Raw genomic sequence first — 22,033 nt, forward strand, 5'->3', positions numbered from 1 at the left:
AATAATTTCATTACTTAAAAAATCGATGAATCGGAAGGTCCTGTTAGTTTTTTTGTATTCCTATGCACTTGTTTTTAGTGTTGCAAAAGCTATCAGGTTTCCCAACAGTTGGTCAAAAGCACACTGGATGCTGGATTACAGATTCGGTTTTATTAAAAGAGGACTGGCAGGAGAAATTTTCGGTCTTTTTTTTCAGAAAAATGAATTTAACATAGTACTGATATCATCCGTTATATTAGCTATTCTATATATTTTGCTGGTCGTTATTGCGGTAAAGGAAACGTATAGAAACACGCAGGATACCATCCGGAAAACAATATTTTATCTGATCTTTTTTCTGTCTCAGTATATGGTGTTTTCTGCCCATCTTATAGGATATCTGGATCATATTATTTTTCTCCTTACGATTCTTGCCGTCCAGCTGATTACCCATAAAAAGATTTTGCTGGCCTCACTGCTGATGGCAATCAGTATTTTTGTTCATGAAATATCATTTTTTCTCATGTTTCCCATATGCTTTTTTGCGGTGGTAGTGAATGAAATTCCTGATGGCCAATTTTCATTGAAAAACAGTTTTACTAAAGATTTATTGAAAAAAACAGGCCTATTATTACTCTTACCGGTGATTGCAACAGCAGGAATATTAGTGTATCAGGAATTGTATGGACATGATTATCACTCAGTGCTGTTTCATTACTTAAAACATATCGAATTTGTCGGAAATAAAGTAGCCGGTTCAGTTTCCGGAGCATATACAGGAAAATTCAGTGAATACCTTGCTGATGAAGGACCGCATTTCTTTCAGAGAGTATTTCGTTCCAAGGCTTCCATAATGGATGGAACTCCAATACTTTTTCTGCTTTATACCGTATATAACATATCCCGGAAAGATATTTACTTATTCCTTTTGCTTGCTGCAATTACTTTATTTCCATTGCTGCTGCATGCAATAGCTTGGGATACCTATAGAATATGGACTTTTCCTTATATGGTTTTGTTTTTGGGATTCTGGATTTTAAGTTCCAGATTTAAATATCAAACGTATTCTTCACAAAAAATATCTCTGTTTGAGATCATCATTTGCGTTATTTCAATTCTATTGGTAGCCTTTGTGCCGAATATTTTAATGGATGATGAAATAGAGCGTTTTTCTCTGCTTGAAAAATCTTTGATAATGCTGCCAGTCTTCGGAGTTTTATATTATGTAAAAGCCTCAGAAAAAGTTTCCTGAGGCCTTGAATTCTTATTTAACCGGAGTTTGGGATAAGCTGATGTGATAACTTGTTAGAAATTAACTGTCAAATATTAGCTTCCAGCTTTGAGCTCAAGTTATTTTACAATCAATTTCTGGCTGTACGATTTCAGATCTCCGGATTTCAAAATGAGATAGTAAACTCCGGAAGGAATTCCTGAAATATCTACACTGTTATCACTGTTGATCTTGGCACTCTCCAACACTTTTCTGCCTTCGGCACTGATAATTTCAGCGGTACTGTTTTTATCCTGTAGACCTTCAATAAATACTTTTTTTGAAGCTGGATTAGGATACACTTTTAATTCATTTAAAGGGCTGTTTTCGTGGGCAGACAATGTTCCGGTCGTAATTTTATAAATTTTCCCGGTATTCAGTGCTGCTACGAATAGATCTTTTTGCGCATTTTGTCCAAACGTTGAAAAATTGCTTCCCGAATACGCGGATGTCCAGATTACTGAGTTGTCTGTGTTCAGTATTCCGATTTGTGAAGAACAGTAATCGGCAAAAAAGTATCTTCCCTGCAGTGACGGATATTGAGTTCCTCTATACACATATCCTCCTGTAATAGAACATTTCCCTCCCGAATGATCATAGACTGCTACAGGGAAAGTGAACGTTGATGAACTGGGACAACCGGCAGTATTATAAGCACTGTTTCCTTCATAACAACGCCAGCCATAATTAAGTCCCGCCTGGGTGATCGGCATTTTATTGATTTCCTCAATGGCTCCCTGGCCTACATCTGCAATCATTGCATTTCCGGTTGTGAGGTCGAAAGAAAATTTCCATGCATTTCGAAGCCCGTAGGCCCAGACTTCATCGGCACCATCAACACTGGTACCCACAAAAGGATTATCTGCCGGGATATTATATGGACCTGTAGCATTAACGTCAATTCTAAGCATTTTTCCCAACAGTGCATTTTTGTTTTGGGCATTGTTGTTAGGATCTCCGCTGCTTCCGCCATCTCCGGTGATGACCCATAAATTTCCGTCAGGAGCAAAGTGAATACTACCTCCGTTATGGTTGGTAAAAGGTTTCGTAATATTCAGCATGATTTTTTCAGAGTTGGGATCTGCTGTATTAGGATCGGTAGTACTGACGGTGTATCTGGCAAGAGTAATATTTCCTACTGTGTTGTTATAGTACACAAAAAAATACCCGTTAGTAGAGTATTGTGGGTGAAATGCAAGTCCTAAAAGTCCTCTTTCACCATTAAAGGTAACTTTTGAACTGATATTTAAAAAATTGGCGGCATTGACGGCTCCATTTGGCTGGACAATTTTTATGATTCCATCTTGCTGTACAACAAACAACCTGCTGTCTCCGGCGTTGGTAATTTCGACCGGACTGGTGAGTCCGGTAGCAAATTCTTCCAAATTAATGTTTTGCGCATTAAGAATTAAGGAAGAAAAAATACTTACGCTAAAAAGTAGTTTTTTCATAATATTTTGATGTTTAGTGGGTTGATTAGATGAATGAAAATTTCATACCAATAAGAATTTGAAAATTTCACTACAATTCAGATGAAAAAATGATAAATACTAAAAAGAAATTAAAATGCCGATATATCTGAAAATAAACCGTTTCTGCTGTTAAAAAATTCATAAAATATAAAGAAAATCATTATATTTGCCGACTTAATTTAACGTAGTTATAACAAAATGCAAGGAAAAGGACTTATTACAATTATTGCTATTGTCCTAGGGTTGATCTGCTTAAACGAGCTATTACCAACCTGGTACGCCAGCAAAATTGAATCGCAGATCGAAGCTGCGAAAGGAAACGAGAAAGAGATCAAACGGATAAAGGAAGATACTCTTAATCTAGGCTATACAAAGCTTTATTATACAAAAGCTAAGGACAAAGAAATGAAACTTGGTCTTGACCTGAAAGGGGGGATCAACGTTCTATTGGAAATCAACCAAAGAGATTTGGTGAATGATTTAACCAATTATTCTACGAATCCTGTTCTTATTGAAGCTTTAAATAAAACTGATGAAGCTCAGAAAAACTCGACAAAATCTTACATCGACAACTTCTTCGAACAATTTGATGCACTGAATAGAGCTAAAGGAACCAACCTTAAGCTGGCAGATCCGGAGCTTTTCGGAAATACCAATTTGTCAGAAATCAAGTACAATACTACTGATGAGCAGGTAAAAAGCATCATTAAAAGAAGAATTGATCTTTCTGTAGGAACAGCTTTTGAGGTGATCAGAACGAGAATTGATAAGCTGGGAGCGGTACAACCGAACGTTCAGAGAGTTCCTGGTACTGCCAGAATTTCTGTGGAAATGCCGGGTATGAAAGATATTGATAAGGTGAAAAAAATGCTTCAGACTTCTGCAAAACTTCAATTCTGGGAAGTACAGCAGGTTCCTGAAATTGCACCTTATTTCCAGTCCTTGACTACAATGATTGCTGCAAAAGGAGATTCTATGGGAGTTGCCAAGAATGTTAACTTCATGAGCCTTTTACAGCTTGACAAATTAAGAAGTAATGGTGTTGCAAACGTAAAATTATCTGATACTGCTGCTGTTAACAAGATTTTGAACAGCAAAGTAGCACAGTCTTTACGTCCTGCTAACATTAAATATACACAGTTCTTGTGGGGGTATAAGCCTGAGTCTACAAGTCCTGATGACCTGGTACTGTATGCTATCAGAGGTAGCATCAACCAAAAAGCTCCGGTAGACGGTGCAGTAGAATCTGCAAACATCAGTTATGATGAATTAAGCAGAGTGGTTGTAGACATGCAGATGGACTCTAAAGGGGCCAAAGAATGGAAAACCTTAACAGAGAAAAACGTTGGTAAACCAGTTGCTGTTACTTTGGATGGAAGAGTATATACAGCACCTAATGTAGTAGGCGCTATTCCTAACGGTAGAACTCAGATCTCTGGTAACTTCTCTCAGGAAGAAGCTAAAGAATTGGTTGACGTTTTAGGAGCTGGTAAATTACCGGCAGGAGCTAAAGTGGTTCAGGCTACTCAGGTAGGTCCGTCTTTAGGACAGGAGTCTATTGATGCCGGAATGATTTCATTCATTATCGCATTCTTGATTATTATTGCGTATATCATTTTCTATTACGGTGGTGCAGGAGTGTATGCTGTAATTGCAATGATTATCAACCTTTTCTATATTTTCGGAATTATGGATTCCGGAGACTTTACGCTTACGCTTCCTGGTATCGCGGGTATTGTTCTTACAATGGCCATGGCGGTAGATACGAACGTAATTATCTATGAAAGAACGAAAGAAGAATTATTTGCAGGAAAAAGTATTCTTGAAGCTTATAAAGACGGTTTCAAACATGCATTGAGTGCCATTGTTGATGGTCACTTAACGACATTATTGACGGCTGGAGTACTTTTCTTATTTGGAACAGGTCCTATTAAAGGATTTGCTTTAACGTTAGGAATTGGTATCTTAATGACATTCTTTACTTCTGTATTGCTTTCAAGAGTGATGATCTTCACAAGATTGGAAAAAGGAAAACACCTTTCTGTTTGGACTCCACCTACAAAGAATCTATTCAGAAATACGTGGATCGACTTTATCGGAAAAAGAAAATATGCATATATCATCTCTGCTGTACTTACGATAATCTCTCTTGGATCTATGTTTATTCATGGTTTCAAATACGGGATTGACTTTACAGGAGGTAGAAACTATATTGTAAGATTTGATAAAGATGTAAATGCTGAAGATGTTGAGCAGAATTTGATCAAAGTATTTAAAACAGAAGACGGTAAAAACTCTTCAGTAGAAGCAAAAACTTTTGGTAATGCTAAACAGCTTAAAATTTCTACTGATTATCTGATCGATGACGAATCTTTAAAAGCTGACCAGACTGTTGAACAGAAGTTATATGACGGTTTAAAAACAAACCTTCCTTCAAATATTTCATTGCATGATTTCAAATCTGCTGATAAAGAACATGCAGGAATTATTTCTTCTGAAAAAGTAGGACCTACGGTAGCAGACGATATCCAGACTCATGGTATTCTTGCAGTAGTTGCTGCATTAGCAGGGATCTTTATCTATATCTTATTCAGATTTAGAAAATGGCAGTTCTCTCTGGGAGCAGTTGCAGCTCTATTCCATGATGCGGTAATTATTTTGGGAACGTATTCACTACTTCACAAGTATATGCCATTCAACATGGAAATCAACCAGGATTTCATTGCAGCGATTTTAACGGTATTAGGATACTCAATCAATGATACGGTTATTATCTTTGACAGAATTAGAGAATATCTGAGAGAAAAGAAATCATTAACATTAGCTGGATTATTTGATGACTCTATTTCCAGTACGCTAGGTAGAACATTCAACACTTCATTTACTACGATCCTTGTAATCCTTGCCATCTTTATTTTTGGCGGAGATAACCTGAGAGGATTTATGTTTGCCATGTTAATCGGTATCGGATTCGGTACGTACTCATCCATATTCATTGCTTCGGCAATCGCTTATGATTTTCTTAAAACAGGGAAAGAAGACGAAGTACATGGAAGAACAACTTCAACAAAAGAAGAACTTGCTTCAAAGTAATTTGAGCTACAATAAATAAAGTAAGGCCGTTTCGAAAGAGGCGGCCTTTTTTGTGGAAGAAACACAGAACAATAAATTAATTATTATACTTCTTTAATATTGTGAAATTTAGAATCATTATTTTTTAGATTTCGTTATTTTTGCAAGATTATGGAAAATTCAAAAAAACAGGCAGCCATAGGTTTCATATTTATCACCCTGCTGATTGATATTACAGGATGGGGGATTATTATTCCCGTGGTTCCGAAATTAATTGAGGAACTTATTCATGCAGATATCAGTGAAGCTGCAAAATATGGAGGCTGGCTGGGCTTTGCATATGCTTTTACTCAGTTTATATTTTCTCCAGTTGTAGGAAACCTGAGTGACAAATACGGAAGGAGACCTATTATCCTGATCTCCCTCTTTGGATTTGCTGTAGATTATATTTTCCTGGCACTGGCGCCTACCATCTGGTGGCTGTTTCTCGGAAGAATTATTGCCGGGCTTACGGGAGCCAGTGTAACAACAGCGAGTGCGTATATTGCCGATATTTCCACAGATAAAGACAGGGCCAAAAACTTTGGTCTTATTGGTGCTGCATTCGGTCTTGGATTTATTATCGGGCCTGTATTAGGTGGTTTATTGGGCCATTATGGTGCAAGAGTCCCTTTTTATGCAGCGGCAGGTTTATGCCTTTTAAATTTCCTTTACGGGTATTTTGTCCTTCCTGAAAGTTTAGATAAAGATAAAAGAAGAGAATTTGACTGGAAGCGTGCTAATCCTGTCGGTTCATTTAAGTTTTTAGGGAAACACCCGGAAATTTCAGGATTGATCTTTGCCCTTATTTTAATATACATTGCAGGACATGCTGTACAAAGTAACTGGAGCTTCTTCACCATGTATAAATTCAACTGGACAGAAAGAATGGTTGGAATCTCACTGGGAGTAGTTGGGCTTTTAGTAGGTTTGGTTCAGGGCGTGCTGATACGCTGGACTACTCCGAAGTTGGGTGAGCAAAAAAGTATTTATTACGGATTAGCCTTATATGCATTAGGAATGCTGCTGTTTGCTTTTGCTACAGAAGGCTGGATGATGTTTGTATTTCTTGTTCCTTACTGTTTAGGAGGGATTTGCGGGCCGGCACTTCAGTCGGTGATTACGAAAAGCGTTCCATCCAATGAACAGGGAGAACTTCAGGGAGCACTGACCAGTTTAATGAGTGCAACTTCCATCATAGGACCTCCATTGATGACCAATCTGTTTTATTTCTTTACCCATGATGAGGCACCTTTTGAGTTTTCAGGAGCACCTTTTTTCCTGGCATTTATTTTAATGGCAATAAGTGTGGTGATGACTTATAATGCTTTTCAGAAAAAAAATAAAAATCAGATCAAAAAACTGTAATTAAGCTGATCGTTAAAAGATAGAAATTATTTTACATTAAACAGATCTTATGAGCCGTATTCCTCAATATAAACCTGGTGATTTCAAACCCATCCTGGATATAGATTGGGAAGAAAAAAGTGCGGTTAAAAAAGAACTGAATGAGTTTTTTATAGAACCGCTTCACATACTTAAAGACGCTAAAACTCCTTCCCAGCCGCACCGGAAAACGGTCAATGACTTTGTATTCATCAGGAAAGGAAGTATAGAAAAAATGGTATGTTCCAGCCTGTTTGGAGTAGAGGAAGGGATGATTATGATGCTTCCTCCTCATAAGATCCGGACCTTTATCCATAATAGCCCCGATATGGAAGGGTTCTACTGCCATTTTTCCAATGAATTTATTGCAGAGGGGCCCGGGCTTAAATACCTTCAGGAGATACTGAATTACGCTGATATTATCTATGATCCCACTCTGTTTCTCGATCAGGAACACCGGGAGAGAATTTTTGTAATCCTTCAGCAGATGGAGGAACTTTACCGTCATAATCAAGGTCTTGATCTTATCCGTTTGTACCTCTTTACGGTATTAGGGGAAATCCGGCATTTTATAGAGAAACTCCCACGCCCTGATCTTTCAGCGAATGAAGCACTGGTATTTCGGTTCCGGAAACTGATCACCAATCAGATTCAAAATTTACATTCAGTGAAGGAATATGCCGATCTTCTCAGTGTTTCGCCCAATCATCTGAACAAATCCATAAAAAATGCAACTGGGAAAACAGCCTCCGAAATTATCAATGAAGCTTTATTAATGGAAGCGAAGGCTTTGCTTTCGTTGCCGCATCTTTCGGTTTCAGAAATTGCTTTTACGTTAGGGGTAGACGATGTTTCCTATTTTTCCCGCTTTTTCAAAAAGCATAGCGGTATGAGTCCTTCAGATTATCGGAAAGGGATTGATTTGTCCTAATATTGGATTTATCTGTTCTAACCCTATTCTATTGTATTTCAGAATTTTGTGGATATAATTGATGACGGTTAAAAACATGAGAAAAATGATTCTTTTTTCAGCCGGATTGCTTCCGCTGCTGTTTAGTTCCCAGACCAGTATTTCACCCTCCAATCCACCTGTACTATTTGAGGCCTTGGCTGGAAACAAAGGATTTGCTTCCCAGATGACAGTGAATAAAACATTTGAAGGAAGTAAGAAACTGGGCTTTTTCAGTGTGGCTAATATCTCTTCCAAATGGTCGGAAGATCATTCTAAAGATGCCATGATTCAGGCTAATCTGACCTTTGAGATCATCAAGAATATCCGTTTGATGGGAGGTTCTCATTATACACCCACAACCGGTCTACGGCCTACTGCCGGATTTATGTATTCCAAGAATTTCAACGATTTTTTATTGATTGTAAATCCAAGGTTTATAGGGTTTTCCAAAAGTAGTATTGCTGAAGGTTTTGTTATGATGGAATATAAACCCAAAATCAATGAAAACTGGAAAGGATATTCCCGCATCCAGGGACTCTATTCCGAAACCATCCAGGATGGCGAGCATGCCCGCAGCTACTTGATGCTCAGAGTAGGGTTGAGTTATAAATCCATCACTTTTGGTGCTGGAGCCAATTTTGACAGTTACGGACCTTTTAAAGAAAGTAAGCAGAATTACGGGGTATTTGCTGCGGCTAAATTATTTAACTAAAAATATAAATCATCGTTATTGTATACAATTATTTAATATCTTTATTATGAAACATTTATTCTTTAAAACAAATGATACATGGACCGGGACCTTTCTCAGATGGACATTGAGTATTATTTTTATTCCGCATGGGCTTCAGAAGGTGTTTGGGCTGTTCGGTGGAATGGGATTTAGTAAAACAATGGACGTCTTTACACACGATCTAAACCTACCGTTTGTTGCTGCACTTACAGTAATTATGGTTGAGTTTTTGGGCTCATTTCTTTTATTGATAGGCTATGCGACGAGACTTTGGGCCATATCATTTATCGGATTAATGATAGGCATTATGTTGATGGCTCACATTCAGAATGGATTTTTCATGAATTGGTTCGGAACTCAAAAAGGGGAGGGCTGCCAGTTTGATATTCTGGTAATAGGAATTGCGGTTGCTCTTTTATTTGAAGGCGCAGGAAAGTTTTCAGCAGATGAGTGGATATTTAACAGGAGAAATAAAGAGTAAACAAAAAAATAGGATACTAATGAAACAGGGAATCCAATTTGGGTTCCCTGCTTCATTGTGAAAGAATGAGTATATATGGAAAGTGATGTACGATGTTACATACGATATTATTGGAGTAAATATAATTAAAATGACAATATAATTCCCATTATATAGAATTAAATTTTGTTAATAATTGATTATACCAAGATGCTAGATTCAGACGTCAGACTATCAATTCAATTCAACGTATCAACCAAACACCAAATACCAACAACTGATAACCAACAACCCAATCGCTCATAATTATTAAAATTTATTTAAAATTCGTATTTACCTATAATAATATGTATAATCTTTTGTAATTTTACAGCATGGAATTAAGCATTGGAGAAATGGCACTGATTGCGATAGCGATCGTTGTATTATTCGGCCCGGATAAACTTCCTCAAATAGCACGCGACTTAGGGTCAGGTGTTAGAAAAATGCGTGGTGCAGTGGAGGACATCAAAACTGAAATTATGAAGGAAACCGACAACCCGGTTTCTGAGATTAAGCGCGAGATAGAGAAGGTGAAGGATGCGGCTAAAGACTTTAATCCAATGAAAGATGTTCAGAAAGATATTCTTAGTGATCCTACCGCTTCTAATGAGCCTCCAAAACCTAAGCCTGCCGACGACGAAACATATGAAGGACCTGTAAGCAGATAATTCATGGAAGAGCTTATTCAGGAAGATAAGAAGGTCTTTTTGTACCTTAATAATTTGGGGGATACTTCTTTTGACCAGTTTTGGATGCTGATTTCAAGCACATGGATCTGGGTTCCACTTTATATTATATTTCTTTATTTTTTATATAAAAATTTCAAACTAAGATCTTTAGTTTTTATTCTTTTATTTATAGCAATCGGAGTTACCGTTTCTGATCAGTTAGCGGGTATTTTCAAATATGGAGTAGCCAGGCTGAGACCTTGCCACGACCCTGCACTGGAGCATCATATGAGGATTGTAAAATGTGGCGGACAGTTTGGATTTTATTCTGCCCATGCCTCTAATACCTTCTTTTTAGCAACTTATCTTGGTATTTTATTAAAAAAGAAACTCAATTGGTTTCCTTATGCTATATTTGTGTGGGCTATAGTGGTTTCCTATAGTCGCATATATTTAGGAGTGCATTTCCCGATAGATATTTTGGTGGGGGCGTTTGTTGGAATTTTATTGGGAGTGAGCTTTGGTGCACTCGCCAAAAAAGTCATCAACAAACAGAATATAACACCATGAAAAAACATTTATTACTGGGAGCATTAGCTTTTACCTCGTGTACACTGTACGCTCAAGACAAAAAAACAGCAGACGAATGCTTTAAAAATGCAGATTACAAATGTGCAGAAGAACAGTATTCAAAGCTGGCGGAAAAAGAGCAAATCCAAAAATACCAGGCAGAATATTATGACAATCTGGGCACAGCTCAAAGAAGGCTGGGGAAGACTGCTCTGGCTTTTAAATCCTATGAATCAGCTTTGAAGGCCAATCCTATGTCAGTTTCTGTCTATGCCAACCTGGCTTCTCTATATAGCCAGAAAGGAAATAAGCCTAAAGCTTTGGAGTATATTGCTAACGGGCTTCGTGTAGATGCAGAAAATCCGGATTTATATTTAACCCGTTCCAAAATTTACGACAGCCAGGGTAAAAAAGAATTGGCTATCAAAGATTTAAACCAGATTTTAACCTTTGCTCCGGACAATATTTACGCAAAAACCGGATTAGCAAGCTTAAAGAAAAATAACGGCGATCTGGAAGGAGCTTTAAAAGATTATAATCAGTTGATTTCAGAAAAACCTGAATCTCTGTTATATAATGGCAGGGCAGATGTTTATTTTAAAATGAAAAAAAAAAAAGAAGCCCTTTCTGATATTAATAAAGCTATTTCTATCGATCCAAAATTTGCACAGTCCTATGTAACTAAAGCGTTAATCCTGCTTGATGGAGCTAAGCAAAAAGAAGCTTGCGCTAATTTGGATAAAGCAGTCAGTTTAGGATATGAAAAAGCTGTATTGGCGGATTATTATGCTAAATGCCCTGCAAAATAGATTCATTATTATCATAAGGTTTTTCTGTACAATCAATCGGGTAAGACCATCAATTTAAAAATTACTAAAGTATATACATGTTGAATATCGTTCTTGTAGAACCGGAAATACCTAATAATACAGGTAATATCGGAAGATTATGTGTGGGGACAGAAAGTAGACTGCACCTCATTCATCCATTTGGATTTGTAATTAATGATAAAAACTTAAAAAGGTCTGGCTTGGATTATTGGGTACATCTTGATGTTTCCGAATATCCCAATGTTGAAGAGTGGATGAAAATAATTCCGGATCATTCCCGTGTGTTTTTAATGAGTTCACATGCTGAAAAATCATATTTAGAAAATGATTTCCAGGACGGAGACTGGTTAGTTTTCGGTAAAGAAAGTGTAGGCTTGAGTAAAGAGGTTTTAGATTCTTTTGACAATCACTTAACCATTCCGATGTCAAAATTAATCCGAAGCTTTAATATTGCCAATTCAGTTGCTTTTGTGATTGGTGAAGCGAAAAGACAGATTGATTTGAAGTAGGTGATTGGTTGTTGGTTTTTAGTATTTAGTGTTTAGTGTTTAGTGTTTAGTGTTTAGTGTTTAGGCTGTGTGTTAAGCTTACAGTCTAAAATCTAATGTCTGAAATCTAGCATCTTTGTTCTTTGTTCTCTCAGTCTTTACACAAAGTAAATAGTCTGAAATCTGATATCTAACATCTGAAGTCTCCTGCTAATCATTATGATAAGGTTTTCCCTGTAAGATCTGGTCGGCTCTATAAAGCTGTTCAACAATAAATAAACGGATCATCTGATGCGTGAATGTCATTTTAGATAATGACATTTTTTCGTTGGCCCTGTTGTAGATGTCCTCAGAAAAGCCGTAAGCACCGCCAATCAAAATATGTACTTTTTTAACGGAAGAATTCATCCAGGTATCAATTTTCTGGGCAAATTCCCGGCTGGTAAATTGTTTTCCTTTTTCATCCAGAATCACAACCAGATCATTTTTGTCGATAGCGTTCATGAAAAGTTTAGCTTCTTCTTTCTTTAAAAGGTCCGGTGACAGATTTTTGGTGTTTTTAACGTCCGGAATTTCAGTAATTTCAAAATTCCAGTGCTTGGGAAGTCGGGTGAGGTAATAATTGATTAAAGACGTGATTTCCTTATCGTCTGTTTTGCCGATACAAAGTAAACTGATTCGCATTTCTTAAGAGGGTTTCAATAGAAAGCCCAAAGATACTATTTTTTGTGGAGGTACGATTGTACGGGAAAGAATAGGGATGAACCGGGGTTTATGAGATGATCTCTAAATGGAAAATTAAATATCACTTCATTATAAAGTATTTCAGTTGAATAATCCTCAAATTTCTTATGTTCTAAAAATTCTGTATTTTTACAAGATCAACTCACTGTGATTAATTGAAATTGCTCTTCTGCATGTTTTTTTTGATTTTTTAGCTTCTTTATTCGGAAGTTAAAGGTGTAATTTGAAAAAACTGTATGAAAGGAAACACAAATAAGATAAGATGGCTATAAAAGTTCCCAGGTTTATTATAAAGGTTCAGGATTTTTTTGATGATATCCATATTCCTGTTCTGGGAATATCGCTTTGGCAGCTGTTTCAGATTTATATCTCGGGAATTTTTAAAGGGAATATTGGAAGAAAAGCGGCGGCAATTTCCTGGAGTTTTACGATAAGTTTATTTCCATTTCTTCTTTTCCTGCTTTCCGTTTTACCGTATATGCCGCACTATGACAAATTGCAGTTTTATATTTTTGAAGTCCTGATGCATAACATTATTCCATCCAATATGGAACATGATGTGAGAGGATATATTGAGACCAATATCATCCCGAATATGAAGGGAATCAGTAATTTGACGATCGTTCTGGCATTGGTATTTGCCACCAACGGCACTTTTTCTCTTATTAATGGTTTTAATGAAAATTCGGACGAAAAGCTTACCGATGTAAAAGAATTCATCCTTTCTTTTTTTATTACCATAGGCTTTATTACCATCGTTTTTATGGCACTTTTCGGAGTCTATTATGTGGAGGTCGTTATGAAGCTTTTTACCCCGGCTTATGATGTTTCGTGGCTGGTGAAAAACCTTTCCAAGATTATTGGATTTGTCTCTTTCCCTCTGTTTTATTTTATCCTTCTGACCTTATTTTACTGGCTGGGAACAGTGAAAATTTCCAGATTCAGACAGGCGGTTCCAGGAGCCATTCTCACGACGGTATTGTTCGTGGCTACCACGTATTTATTTGCGATTTATGTGAAAGATATTGCCCGATACAACGTTCTTTACGGTTCCATTGGAAGTATGATTTTATTAATGGTTTGGGTGAATGTGAATGTCTACCTACTGTTATTCGGGAATGAGCTGAATATGGCCATCAGAAAATTACGGATCGAAAAATTAATGTCCGATGAAATTAAAAAAGAAACCGCCAATTACCATTTCATGATCACTGAACCTGGTGAAAGCAGTGAAGAGCATCGCAGAAAATTAGAAAATTACAAGAAAAAGAGTTAATTTTCTATCAGGTTAGGATCCTTTTTAGCACTCATTCTTAATACGGTAAATCCCAGAACAGCAGATAAAAAAGAAGCAATTAGAATGGCAAATTTTGCCTCATCCTGAATCGGTATCTGGTCTTTAAAGGAAAGCAATGCAATGAAAATTGACATAGTAAAACCTATTCCTGCCAGCAGGCCAACCCCAATCATCTGTGTCCACGAACTGTTTTGAGGCAGCGAACTTAGCTTCATTTTAATGGCTATAAAAGAGAAAAGGTTAATACCGAGCAGTTTTCCCGCTACCAATCCGCCAATAATCCCCAATCCTAATGTACTTGTCACTCCCTGAACCATTTCACTGTTAAAAGCTATATTGGTATTCGTTAAAGCAAATATAGGCATGATGAGGAAATTCACCGGAAGATGGAGTTTGTGCTCCAGTTTTTCCAAAGGAGAAATAGTGACATTGGAGACATTTGTCGGAATTGAAAAAGCTAGTACAACCCCGGCAATCGTTGCATGAATTCCTGAATGATGCAGAAAATACCATAAAAATAATCCCGGAATAATATAGAAAATAAGTTTTGTAACCTTGAAAAAGTTCAACAAAAATAGTAGAAGCGTTACCCCTGCGGACAAAAGTAAATAGATCCAATGAATCTGATCTGTATAGAAGATGGCAATCACTAAAATAGCTCCTAAATCATCCACAATGGCCAAAGCAGCAAGGAAAATTTTGATGGAATTGGGAATTCTTTTTCCCAGCATAGAAACAATTGCCAGTGAAAAAGCGATGTCAGTAGCCATAGGAATTCCCCAGCCATTAGCATATTCCGTACCTGCATTGAAGAATGTATAGATAAGTGCCGGTACCAGCATACCGCCTACCGCTGCAAAAATGGGCAGAGAGGCATTTTTGAAGGAAGAAAGTTCACCTTCCACCATTTCTCTTTTTATCTCAAGCCCTACCAGCAAAAAGAAAATGGCCATTAATCCATCATTGATCCAGATGCTGACAGGATATTCCAAATGAAAGAGATGAGTCCCCACATTTTTGTCCAGAAAGCTCTGAAAGCCTTCGCCTGCAGATGAATTGGCAATTAGTAATGAAGCCAGCACACAGAGAATAAGGATTATTCCCGATGATTGGCTGCTGTTGAAAAATTTCTTGAAATATAGAGTTAAATTCATATCTAAGATTGTAATCGCCTCACGATGGAAACGCCGTCAATATCTTTAAGTTTTTTAAATGTTTCTTCCAGCTGGCCCTTGTTTTTTACTTCCAGGTTGATGCTGCCGGTAAAAATTCCGTCATTGGATTCAATAGACATACTCTTCATGTCCATTCCCATACTGCCGCTGATAACAGCTGTAATGTCATTGATCATTCCCATTCTATCAAGCCCTTCAATCTCAATTTTTACTCTGTTTTTGAAGCTTTCGGCATTTACCCATTTTGCAGGAATTACCCTGTAATCATATTGTGCTCTCAGGTTAATGGCATTCGGACAGTTATCACTGTGAACCTTGATTCCGTCAGAAATGGTGATGAATCCGAAAATTTTATCTCCGGGAATTACCGTACAGCATTTTGCATAGCTATAATTCAGTTTTTCTCCATCTTTTCCGAAGATAATCATATCGAGATTCTGCTCTTTAGGCTCTACGAAATGCTGATTCTTCGCTGGTGATTTTCTGAATCTTGAAAGCAGATTATTGAACATATTCTTACTTTCAATGTATTTTCTTAAGCTGCTTGCATCCAGTTCATTGGTTTGAAATTTAAGGAACAGTTCCTGAGAGGATTTAAGGTTAAAGAATTTTTGAAGTTTGTTAACCTCTTCATCATTAAAATTAATTTTTGCGTGACGCAGTTTTCTCTGAAGAATTTCCTTGCCTTCGTCTACCAGCTGATTTTTTTGTGAATTCAGGTAGCTTTTGACCTTAGACTTAGCTTTTGAAGTCACAACAAATTCCAGCCAGTCAGATTTTGGTTTCTGATTCTGAGAAGAAAGGATATCCACCTGATCTCCGTTTTGAAGAACATATGAGATGGGAACTAATTTCCCGTTAATTTTTGCCCCAAGACACTTCATTCCCAAATCCGAATGGACGGAAAAGGCGAAATCCAGTGCTGTAGCATTGGTAGGAAGAATCTTGATTTCTCCTTTCGGAGTAAAGACAAATACTTCTTTTGAATATAAATTAAGCTTAATATTATCTAAAAGCTCAGAAGTTGATAAGTTTTGCTGCTGTTCAAGGATATCACGAATTTCAGTGACCCATCTTTCAAAATTTCGGTCATCGGTACTTTGTTTATAGCCTTCCTTGTATTTGTAGTGGGCGGCCACCCCTTTTTCAGCAATTTCATCCATTCTTTCAGAACGGATCTGGACTTCAATCCATTTTTTATCAGGTCCAAGTACGGTAAGATGTAAACTTTCATATCCGGTAGAACGGGGTTGGGTAATCCAGTCGCGCATTCTTGAAGGGTTACTGTGGTATACATCCGTTACAATGGAATAAATTTTCCAGGCCAGAAATTTTTCATTTTTAGCATCGGATTTATAGATAATTCTGATGGCGTAATTATCGAAGACTTCCTCAAAAGAAACGCCCTGCTTCAGCATTTTTCTGTAAATGGAGGAAATTGCTTTTGCACGCCCCTTGATGGTAAAATTAAGGCCTTCATCTTTTAATCTTTCAGAAACTTCCGTTTTGAATTCTTCGATGTATCGTTCGCGGTTTTCTTTCGCGAGTTCCAATTTTTCCGTAATCTCTGTGTAGACATCCGGATTGTTATATTTTAAAGATAAATCTTCAAGCTCTGATTTGATGTTATACAATCCTAAACGGTGTGCCATCGGAGCATAGATGTAGACGGTTTCAGAAGCAATTTTCTTCTGTTTGTCCGGAGCCATGCTTTCCAGCGTACGCATATTGTGAAGACGGTCTGCAATCTTGATCAGAATCACCCTGAAATCTTCAGAAAGTGTCAAAAGAAGCTTTCTGTAATTTTCAGATTGTACGGAGATATTCTGATGGTTCATGATGGATATTTTCGTTAATCCATTCACGATATTGGCTATTTTTTCGCCAAAAATCTTTTTAATATCTTCATACGTATAGTCCGAATCTTCTATAACGTCATGCAGAAGGGCACAGGCAATGGAAGTTGCTCCCAGACCTATTTCTGTTGCCACAATTTTGGCAACCGCAATGGGGTGGTAGATGTAAGGTTCTCCTGATTTTCTCCTTTGATCTTTGTGGGCATCTAAGGCAATATCAAATGCCTTTCGGATAAGTTTATTATTTTCCTCATCCAAAGTCCTGTAAGTATTAGAAATCAGGTCCTTATATCTTGCAAGGATTTCTTTGTTTTCTTGTTCTAAATCGTAACTCATTTGTGCTAATGCCTATATTTAAACGAAAATACGAAAATTTTTGCACTTTTCAAACACTAAAAAATCCGCAGAACAAGCCTGCGGATTCCCGGTTATTAGATTTAATGTATTTAAAATTTTAATTCTGAATCTATGCCTTGGGTAGAACTTTTTATTTTCACATCCGGACTGTTGTGGATTTCAGCTTTGCTTCGGGCATCGATAAATCTTTTAATATTATGGTATTCAGCTTGTTGTATGGTCATGTTTTCAAATAAATAGGTCTTTAAAACAGAATTTTGATTGAAAATATTCTGAGCATTTTCCACCTGCTCATTGTCATGTACAGCCACACTGGCTAAATATTGAGTATTGTGTTGGGTATCGTTAACGTACACGATATACTCTGAGTTTCCAAAACCTAAACTTTCCAAATCTGTCTCAAGCTTTTTGTAATCGCTGTGAGGTTCGAATAATCCAGCTAATATTTTTGACATGGTGATGGTTTTTAAAATTTCTACTTAAAGGTACTCATTAATTTTCATTTATTTTATAAAAAAATCAATATAATTTGTGTTTTATTATTTTATCTATAATATATTGTTAAAATGTTTGAAAATGTCTATTGAACACTTGTTTAAGTTTTATGATTAAATAATCTGTTTTTTTTGACAAAAAAAACTCTGCACGGATTATTGTGCAGAGCGTATAAGTTAGGTAAAGTCCGTTTGTATTGAATATCCTTTATCCTTTAATATTTAAATCCTTTCATTTTTGATTTCCTCAACAATTTCAGGATTCAGTAGGGTAGAGATATCTCCGAAATTACTGAAGTCACCTTCTGCAATTTTCCTCAGAATTCTACGCATAATTTTACCGGAACGTGTTTTTGGAAGCCCGGAAACAAACTGAATCTTGTCCAGTTTTGCAATAGGACCGATCTGATCTGCAATCAACTGGTTGATTTCTTTTTTAAGGTTTTCTTTCTGGCGGCTTTCGCCGGTTTCTTTTAACGTAACGAATCCGTACAAAGCGTTTCCTTTAATATCGTGAGGATAGCCTACAATCGCTGATTCTGCAACGGCAGGATGCTGATTGATGCTGTCTTCAATCGGTGCTGTTCCCAAATTGTGTCCGGATACGATGATAACGTCATCTACACGGCCTGTAATTCTATAATAACCGACCTCATCTCTCAATGCACCGTCTCCGGTGAAATACTTTCCGGGGAAGGCTGTAAAGTATGTTTCCTTATATCTTTGGTGGTCTCCCCATATGGTTCTGGCGATTCCCGGCCATGGAAAACGGATACAAAGATTTCCCGTAACTTGATTTCCTGTAATTTCATTACGTTTGTCATCCATCAGTACAGGCTGGATTCCCGGTAATGGAAGGGTAGCGTAGGTAGGTTTTGTAGGTGTTACAAAAGGAAGTGGAGAAATCATGATGCCTCCTGTTTCTGTCTGCCACCAGGTATCCACGATAGGACATTTCTTTTTTCCGACATGATCGTTGAACCAGTGCCATGCTTCATCATTGATCGGTTCCCCTACGGATCCGATTACTCTTAATGAGCTTAAATCATGTTTATCTACCCATTCCGTACTTTCTTTTGCTAAAGAACGTATTGCGGTAGGAGCGGTGTAGAACTGGGTTACTTTGTGCTTTTCGATAACTTCCCAGAAGCGATCTGCTTCAGGGTAAGTAGGTACCCCCTCAAAAATTACTGTGGTAGCCCCGTTACAGAGTGGTCCGTAAAGAATATAGGAGTGTCCGGTGATCCATCCGATGTCTGCGGTACACCAATAGATATCATTTTCCTGATAATTGAAAACGTTTTTAAAAGTATAGGCAGTATACACCATATATCCTGCACAGGTATGAAGCATGCCCTTTGGTTTTCCGGTAGAACCCGACGTATACAGGATGAAAAGCGGATCTTCAGCATCCATAATAACCGTAACGAAATCCGGAGAGGCTTTTTCGTAAAGATCAGCCAGCCAGTGGTCTCTTCCTTCCTTCATGCTAATCTCGTTATGGGTTCTTTTTACCACTAAAACATGTTCTACGGTAGGAGTCTTTTCCAACGCTTCATCTACAATGCTTTTCAGATCTAATACTTTACTTCCTCTGTAGCTTCCGTCTGAAGTAATCACCATTTTAGCTCCACAGTCATTTACTCTTGAGGAAACGGCAGCAGCGGAAAATCCGGCGAAAATGACCGAATGAACAGCTCCTAATTTTGCGCAAGCCAGCATGGTAACGGCCAGTTCCGGAATCATCGGAAGATAGATGCATACGCGGTCTCCTTTTTCAATACCCATTTCACGAAGTACGTTGGCGGTTTTATTTACTCTGGTATAGAGCTCATTGTAGGAAATATGCTGGGCTTCTTCTTTTGGATCGTTGGGTTCCCAGATAATGGCTGTTTTTTCACCTCTTACAGAAAGATGACGGTCTATACAGTTTTTGGTGATATTTAATTTGGCATTTTTAAACCAGGTAATTTTGGCTTCACTCATATCGTACTTCACCACCTTACTCCATCTCTGATACCATACAAAGTTTTGATCTGCTATCTTATCCCAGAATTTTTTAGGATTTTTAATAGACTTTTTATATTCCTCAAAATAATGCGGTAAATCTTCTATTAAGTAATTTCTCATATCCCTTTCTTTTTTTTGAAATTGTAATGTTTATATTTTAAATTTATGTTTAATTTGTGGCTTAAGCCCTATATTCCCTGATTTTTTCCTGAATTTCATCAATGATTTTTTCATCATCAATGGTTGAAGGAATCTGAAATTCTTTACCGTCCAGCAGGGTTCGAATAAGTTTTCTTAAAATTTTCCCCGAACGTGTTTTTGGTAATCGTTTGACAGTCATTGCGTTTTTTAAGAAAGCCACTGCACCGATCTTTTCACGAACCATCTGAATGATCTCTTTTTCCAGGTCCTGTTCAGTAATGAGAGAACTGTTCTTTACAACAACGGTGGCAAAAGGGATTTGCCCTTTTAGATTGTCATCAATTCCTACCACAGCGCATTCTGCAACGTCCGGATGAGAAGAAACAATTTCTTCCATTTCCGAAGTGGAAAGCCTGTGGCCTGCAACATTAATCACATCATCCACTCTTCCTGTGATGAAAATGTATCCGTCTTCATCTTTTATGGCGCCGTCTCCGGAGAAATAATAGCCGTTGTATTGTGATAAATAGCTTTTCTGATACCGTTCATAGTCTTTCCAGACGCCTAAAAGTGCTCCCGGTGGAAGCGGAAGTTTGATAATTAAATAGCCTTCCTGATGAGCATCTAATTCATATCCGTTTTCATCAAAAATTTTGATATCGTATCCGGGAATGGGTTTGCCTGCAGAAGCTCTTTTGATGGTGTAATTCTCATCATAAGTCATGAGTCCGAGCATCGGCCATCCCGATTCTGTCTGCCACCAATGATCAATGGCGGGAACCCCGATATGCTTTGCAAACCAGTCTAATGTAGCCACATCACACCGTTCTCCGGCTAAAAACTGCTTTTTGAAGTGGGATAGATCATATTTTTTGACTAACTCTCCATTGGGGTCTTCTTTTTTAATCGCTCTGATAGCAGTAGGAGCCGTAAACATGGCTGCAACTTTATATTCCGAAATGATTCTCCAGAATGTTCCGGCATCAGGGGTCATAATGGGTTTTCCTTCAAAAATAATAGTGGTGTTTCTATTCAGTAAAGGTCCGTAAACAGTATAGCTGTGACCAACAGCCCAACCGAAATCCGAAGCGGCCCAATAGGTTTCTCCGGGCTCGATTCCATAGATGTACTTCATGGAAAATTTCAAAGCTACGGCATAACCTCCGGTATCGCGAACGATTCCTTTTGGTTTTCCGGTGGTTCCTGAAGTATATAGTAAATAGAGTGGGTGGGTAGATTCTACGGAAACGCAGTCTACAGGTTCTGAATTTTTAACAAGTTCTTCATAATCAATAATCCCCTCAAACATTTCGTGTTTGTTTTCAGTGAGTCTGCGGTTGTAGACGATGATATGGTCGACTTTATCCTGTGCCAGCTCAATGGCTTTTTCAACAAGTGGCAGATAAGGGATTCTCTTCGCGATTTCTACACCGGCTGTTGCAGTAATTAGTGCTTTAGGTTTACAGTCATCAATTCTTACCACCAATTCATGCGGTGCAAAACCTCCGAAAACAACATTATGAATCACACCGATTCTTGCACAGGCCAGCATGGCAAAAAGGGTTTGCGGAATCATCGGCATGTAAATGACTGCTGTATCTCCTTTTTTCAGACCTAAAGAAGCGAGTCCTCCGGCAAATTTTGCTATTTCCTCTTTCGCTTCATTAAAAGTATACTGAAGTTTCTGATTGGTGGCCGGAGAATCATAAATAATGGCAGTTTGCTCTCCGAAGCCGTCTTCAATATGTTGATCGATGCACAAATAGCATATATTAAGCTTTCCGTCTGCAAACCACTGCGGATAGTTATTTTTATCCGGCGAAAGAATATCGGTTGGGAATTCAAACCAGTTGATATTTCCGGCCTGTTCTTTCCAGAAATTTTCTTTGTCTTCTATACTTCTTTTAAATAAGGCATCTGCATTGATCATGGGTGTTGGGTTTTTGGTTGTCTGTTGTCTGTTGTCTGTTGTTGGTTTTTAGTTTTTAGTTTTTGGTT

At 37.7% G+C, this 22,033-nt stretch carries 18 protein-coding genes; 11 read left to right on the top strand and 7 right to left on the bottom strand.

All coding sequences use genetic code 11. The features are described from left to right. Nucleotides 1-25 precede the first annotated feature (25 nt). Nucleotides 26-1,231, top strand: a complete 1,206-nt coding sequence (locus SB679_RS08680; protein ID WP_410701859.1) for a hypothetical protein — start codon at nucleotides 26-28, stop codon at nucleotides 1,229-1,231. A gap of 98 nt (nucleotides 1,232-1,329) precedes the next feature. Here the strand turns inward: SB679_RS08680 and SB679_RS08685 are convergent, their stop codons facing one another. Beyond that, nucleotides 1,330-2,700 carry a PQQ-dependent sugar dehydrogenase gene (locus tag SB679_RS08685; RefSeq protein ID WP_410701860.1) on the bottom strand — a complete coding sequence of 457 codons (1,371 nt, stop codon included), beginning with the start codon at nucleotides 2,698-2,700 and terminating at the stop codon, nucleotides 1,330-1,332. A gap of 219 nt (nucleotides 2,701-2,919) precedes the next feature. Between SB679_RS08685 and secD the strand changes: the two genes are divergently transcribed. The 9 genes from secD (at nucleotide 2,920) to SB679_RS08730 (ending at nucleotide 11,982) form a co-directional block, all read left to right on the top strand. Beyond that, nucleotides 2,920-5,814, top strand: a complete 2,895-nt coding sequence (gene secD / locus SB679_RS08690; RefSeq protein ID WP_410701861.1) for a protein translocase subunit SecD — start codon at nucleotides 2,920-2,922, stop codon at nucleotides 5,812-5,814. Nucleotides 5,815-5,964: 150 nt separating this feature from the next. Beyond that, the gene (locus tag SB679_RS08695; RefSeq protein ID WP_410701862.1) at nucleotides 5,965-7,200 is read left to right on the top strand and encodes a TCR/Tet family MFS transporter; all 1,236 of its coding nucleotides are present in this window, start codon (nucleotides 5,965-5,967) and stop codon (nucleotides 7,198-7,200) included. A gap of 49 nt (nucleotides 7,201-7,249) precedes the next feature. Beyond that, a complete protein-coding gene (locus SB679_RS08700; protein WP_410701863.1) occupies nucleotides 7,250-8,149 on the top strand; it encodes a helix-turn-helix domain-containing protein in 900 nt (299 codons plus the stop codon). Between the two features lie 85 nt (nucleotides 8,150-8,234). Then, nucleotides 8,235-8,882 carry a hypothetical protein gene (locus SB679_RS08705; protein WP_410701864.1) on the top strand — a complete coding sequence of 216 codons (648 nt, stop codon included), beginning with the start codon at nucleotides 8,235-8,237 and terminating at the stop codon, nucleotides 8,880-8,882. Nucleotides 8,883-8,928: 46 nt separating this feature from the next. Further along, nucleotides 8,929-9,384, top strand: coding sequence for a DoxX family protein (locus SB679_RS08710; protein ID WP_410701865.1), 456 nt, complete (start codon nucleotides 8,929-8,931; stop codon nucleotides 9,382-9,384). Between the two features lie 353 nt (nucleotides 9,385-9,737). After that, complete coding sequence (locus SB679_RS08715; protein WP_410701866.1) at nucleotides 9,738-10,073, top strand: twin-arginine translocase TatA/TatE family subunit; 336 nt, start codon at nucleotides 9,738-9,740, stop codon at nucleotides 10,071-10,073. Between the two features lie 3 nt (nucleotides 10,074-10,076). Beyond that, nucleotides 10,077-10,643, top strand: a complete 567-nt coding sequence (locus SB679_RS08720) for a phosphatase PAP2 family protein (RefSeq protein ID WP_410701867.1) — start codon at nucleotides 10,077-10,079, stop codon at nucleotides 10,641-10,643. Beyond that, nucleotides 10,640-11,452, top strand: coding sequence for a tetratricopeptide repeat protein (locus SB679_RS08725; protein ID WP_410701868.1), 813 nt, complete (start codon nucleotides 10,640-10,642; stop codon nucleotides 11,450-11,452). The genes SB679_RS08720 and SB679_RS08725 overlap by 4 nt, the downstream gene beginning before the upstream one ends. A gap of 77 nt (nucleotides 11,453-11,529) precedes the next feature. Beyond that, nucleotides 11,530-11,982 (top strand): tRNA (cytidine(34)-2'-O)-methyltransferase, encoded by a 453-nt coding sequence (locus tag SB679_RS08730; RefSeq protein ID WP_410701869.1) that lies wholly within the window; start codon nucleotides 11,530-11,532, stop codon nucleotides 11,980-11,982. Between the two features lie 189 nt (nucleotides 11,983-12,171). Here SB679_RS08730 and SB679_RS08735 read toward each other — a convergent pair whose 3' ends face one another. Further along, on the bottom strand, nucleotides 12,172-12,645 hold the full coding sequence (locus SB679_RS08735; protein WP_410701870.1) for a 23S rRNA (pseudouridine(1915)-N(3))-methyltransferase RlmH: 474 nt from the start codon (nucleotides 12,643-12,645) through the stop codon (nucleotides 12,172-12,174). 322 nt (nucleotides 12,646-12,967) lie between these two features. On the opposite strand from SB679_RS08735, the gene SB679_RS08740 reads away from it, so the two are divergent. Next, on the top strand, nucleotides 12,968-13,981 hold the full coding sequence (locus SB679_RS08740; protein WP_410701871.1) for a YihY/virulence factor BrkB family protein: 1,014 nt from the start codon (nucleotides 12,968-12,970) through the stop codon (nucleotides 13,979-13,981). Here SB679_RS08740 and nhaA read toward each other — a convergent pair. From nhaA to SB679_RS08765, 5 genes are all read right to left on the bottom strand, one after another. Next, nucleotides 13,978-15,156 carry a Na+/H+ antiporter NhaA gene (gene nhaA, locus SB679_RS08745; protein ID WP_410701872.1) on the bottom strand — a complete coding sequence of 393 codons (1,179 nt, stop codon included), beginning with the start codon at nucleotides 15,154-15,156 and terminating at the stop codon, nucleotides 13,978-13,980. The two genes, SB679_RS08740 and nhaA, sit on opposite strands and share 4 nt — an antisense overlap. Nucleotides 15,157-15,158: 2 nt before the next feature. Then, nucleotides 15,159-17,369: a RelA/SpoT family protein gene (locus tag SB679_RS08750; RefSeq protein ID WP_410701873.1), complete on the bottom strand. Its 2,211-nt coding sequence runs from the start codon at nucleotides 17,367-17,369 to the stop codon at nucleotides 15,159-15,161. A gap of 110 nt (nucleotides 17,370-17,479) precedes the next feature. Then, the gene (locus SB679_RS08755) at nucleotides 17,480-17,845 is read right to left on the bottom strand and encodes a hypothetical protein (RefSeq protein ID WP_410701874.1); all 366 of its coding nucleotides are present in this window, start codon (nucleotides 17,843-17,845) and stop codon (nucleotides 17,480-17,482) included. Between the two features lie 261 nt (nucleotides 17,846-18,106). Beyond that, nucleotides 18,107-20,014 (bottom strand): acetate--CoA ligase, encoded by a 1,908-nt coding sequence (gene acs, locus SB679_RS08760; protein ID WP_410701875.1) that lies wholly within the window; start codon nucleotides 20,012-20,014, stop codon nucleotides 18,107-18,109. Between the two features lie 61 nt (nucleotides 20,015-20,075). Beyond that, nucleotides 20,076-21,962, bottom strand: a complete 1,887-nt coding sequence (locus SB679_RS08765; RefSeq protein WP_410702097.1) for an AMP-binding protein — start codon at nucleotides 21,960-21,962, stop codon at nucleotides 20,076-20,078. Nucleotides 21,963-22,033 lie beyond the last annotated feature (71 nt).

This window comes from Chryseobacterium sp. SIMBA_029, assembly GCF_046535275.1.
Taxonomy (GTDB): domain Bacteria; phylum Bacteroidota; class Bacteroidia; order Flavobacteriales; family Weeksellaceae; genus Chryseobacterium.

What these genes read in the sequence shown, in the direction of transcription:
- acs (WP_410701875.1), bottom strand. Translation starts at nt 20,014, where the DNA reads ATGAGAAATTACTTAATAGAAGATTTACCGCATTATTTTGAGGAATAT.
- SB679_RS08750 (WP_410701873.1), bottom strand. Translation starts at nt 17,369, where the DNA reads ATGAGTTACGATTTAGAACAAGAAAACAAAGAAATCCTTGCAAGATAT.
- nhaA (WP_410701872.1), bottom strand. Translation starts at nt 15,156, where the DNA reads ATGAATTTAACTCTATATTTCAAGAAATTTTTCAACAGCAGCCAATCA.
- SB679_RS08685 (WP_410701860.1), bottom strand. Translation starts at nt 2,700, where the DNA reads ATGAAAAAACTACTTTTTAGCGTAAGTATTTTTTCTTCCTTAATTCTT.
- SB679_RS08700 (WP_410701863.1), top strand. Translation starts at nt 7,250, where the DNA reads ATGAGCCGTATTCCTCAATATAAACCTGGTGATTTCAAACCCATCCTG.
- SB679_RS08755 (WP_410701874.1), bottom strand. Translation starts at nt 17,845, where the DNA reads ATGTCAAAAATATTAGCTGGATTATTCGAACCTCACAGCGATTACAAA.
- SB679_RS08740 (WP_410701871.1), top strand. Translation starts at nt 12,968, where the DNA reads ATGGCTATAAAAGTTCCCAGGTTTATTATAAAGGTTCAGGATTTTTTT.
- SB679_RS08680 (WP_410701859.1), top strand. Translation starts at nt 26, where the DNA reads ATGAATCGGAAGGTCCTGTTAGTTTTTTTGTATTCCTATGCACTTGTT.
- SB679_RS08735 (WP_410701870.1), bottom strand. Translation starts at nt 12,645, where the DNA reads ATGCGAATCAGTTTACTTTGTATCGGCAAAACAGACGATAAGGAAATC.
- SB679_RS08710 (WP_410701865.1), top strand. Translation starts at nt 8,929, where the DNA reads ATGAAACATTTATTCTTTAAAACAAATGATACATGGACCGGGACCTTT.
- secD (WP_410701861.1), top strand. Translation starts at nt 2,920, where the DNA reads ATGCAAGGAAAAGGACTTATTACAATTATTGCTATTGTCCTAGGGTTG.
- SB679_RS08705 (WP_410701864.1), top strand. Translation starts at nt 8,235, where the DNA reads ATGATTCTTTTTTCAGCCGGATTGCTTCCGCTGCTGTTTAGTTCCCAG.
- SB679_RS08695 (WP_410701862.1), top strand. Translation starts at nt 5,965, where the DNA reads ATGGAAAATTCAAAAAAACAGGCAGCCATAGGTTTCATATTTATCACC.
- SB679_RS08725 (WP_410701868.1), top strand. Translation starts at nt 10,640, where the DNA reads ATGAAAAAACATTTATTACTGGGAGCATTAGCTTTTACCTCGTGTACA.
- SB679_RS08730 (WP_410701869.1), top strand. Translation starts at nt 11,530, where the DNA reads ATGTTGAATATCGTTCTTGTAGAACCGGAAATACCTAATAATACAGGT.
- SB679_RS08720 (WP_410701867.1), top strand. Translation starts at nt 10,077, where the DNA reads ATGGAAGAGCTTATTCAGGAAGATAAGAAGGTCTTTTTGTACCTTAAT.
- SB679_RS08715 (WP_410701866.1), top strand. Translation starts at nt 9,738, where the DNA reads ATGGAATTAAGCATTGGAGAAATGGCACTGATTGCGATAGCGATCGTT.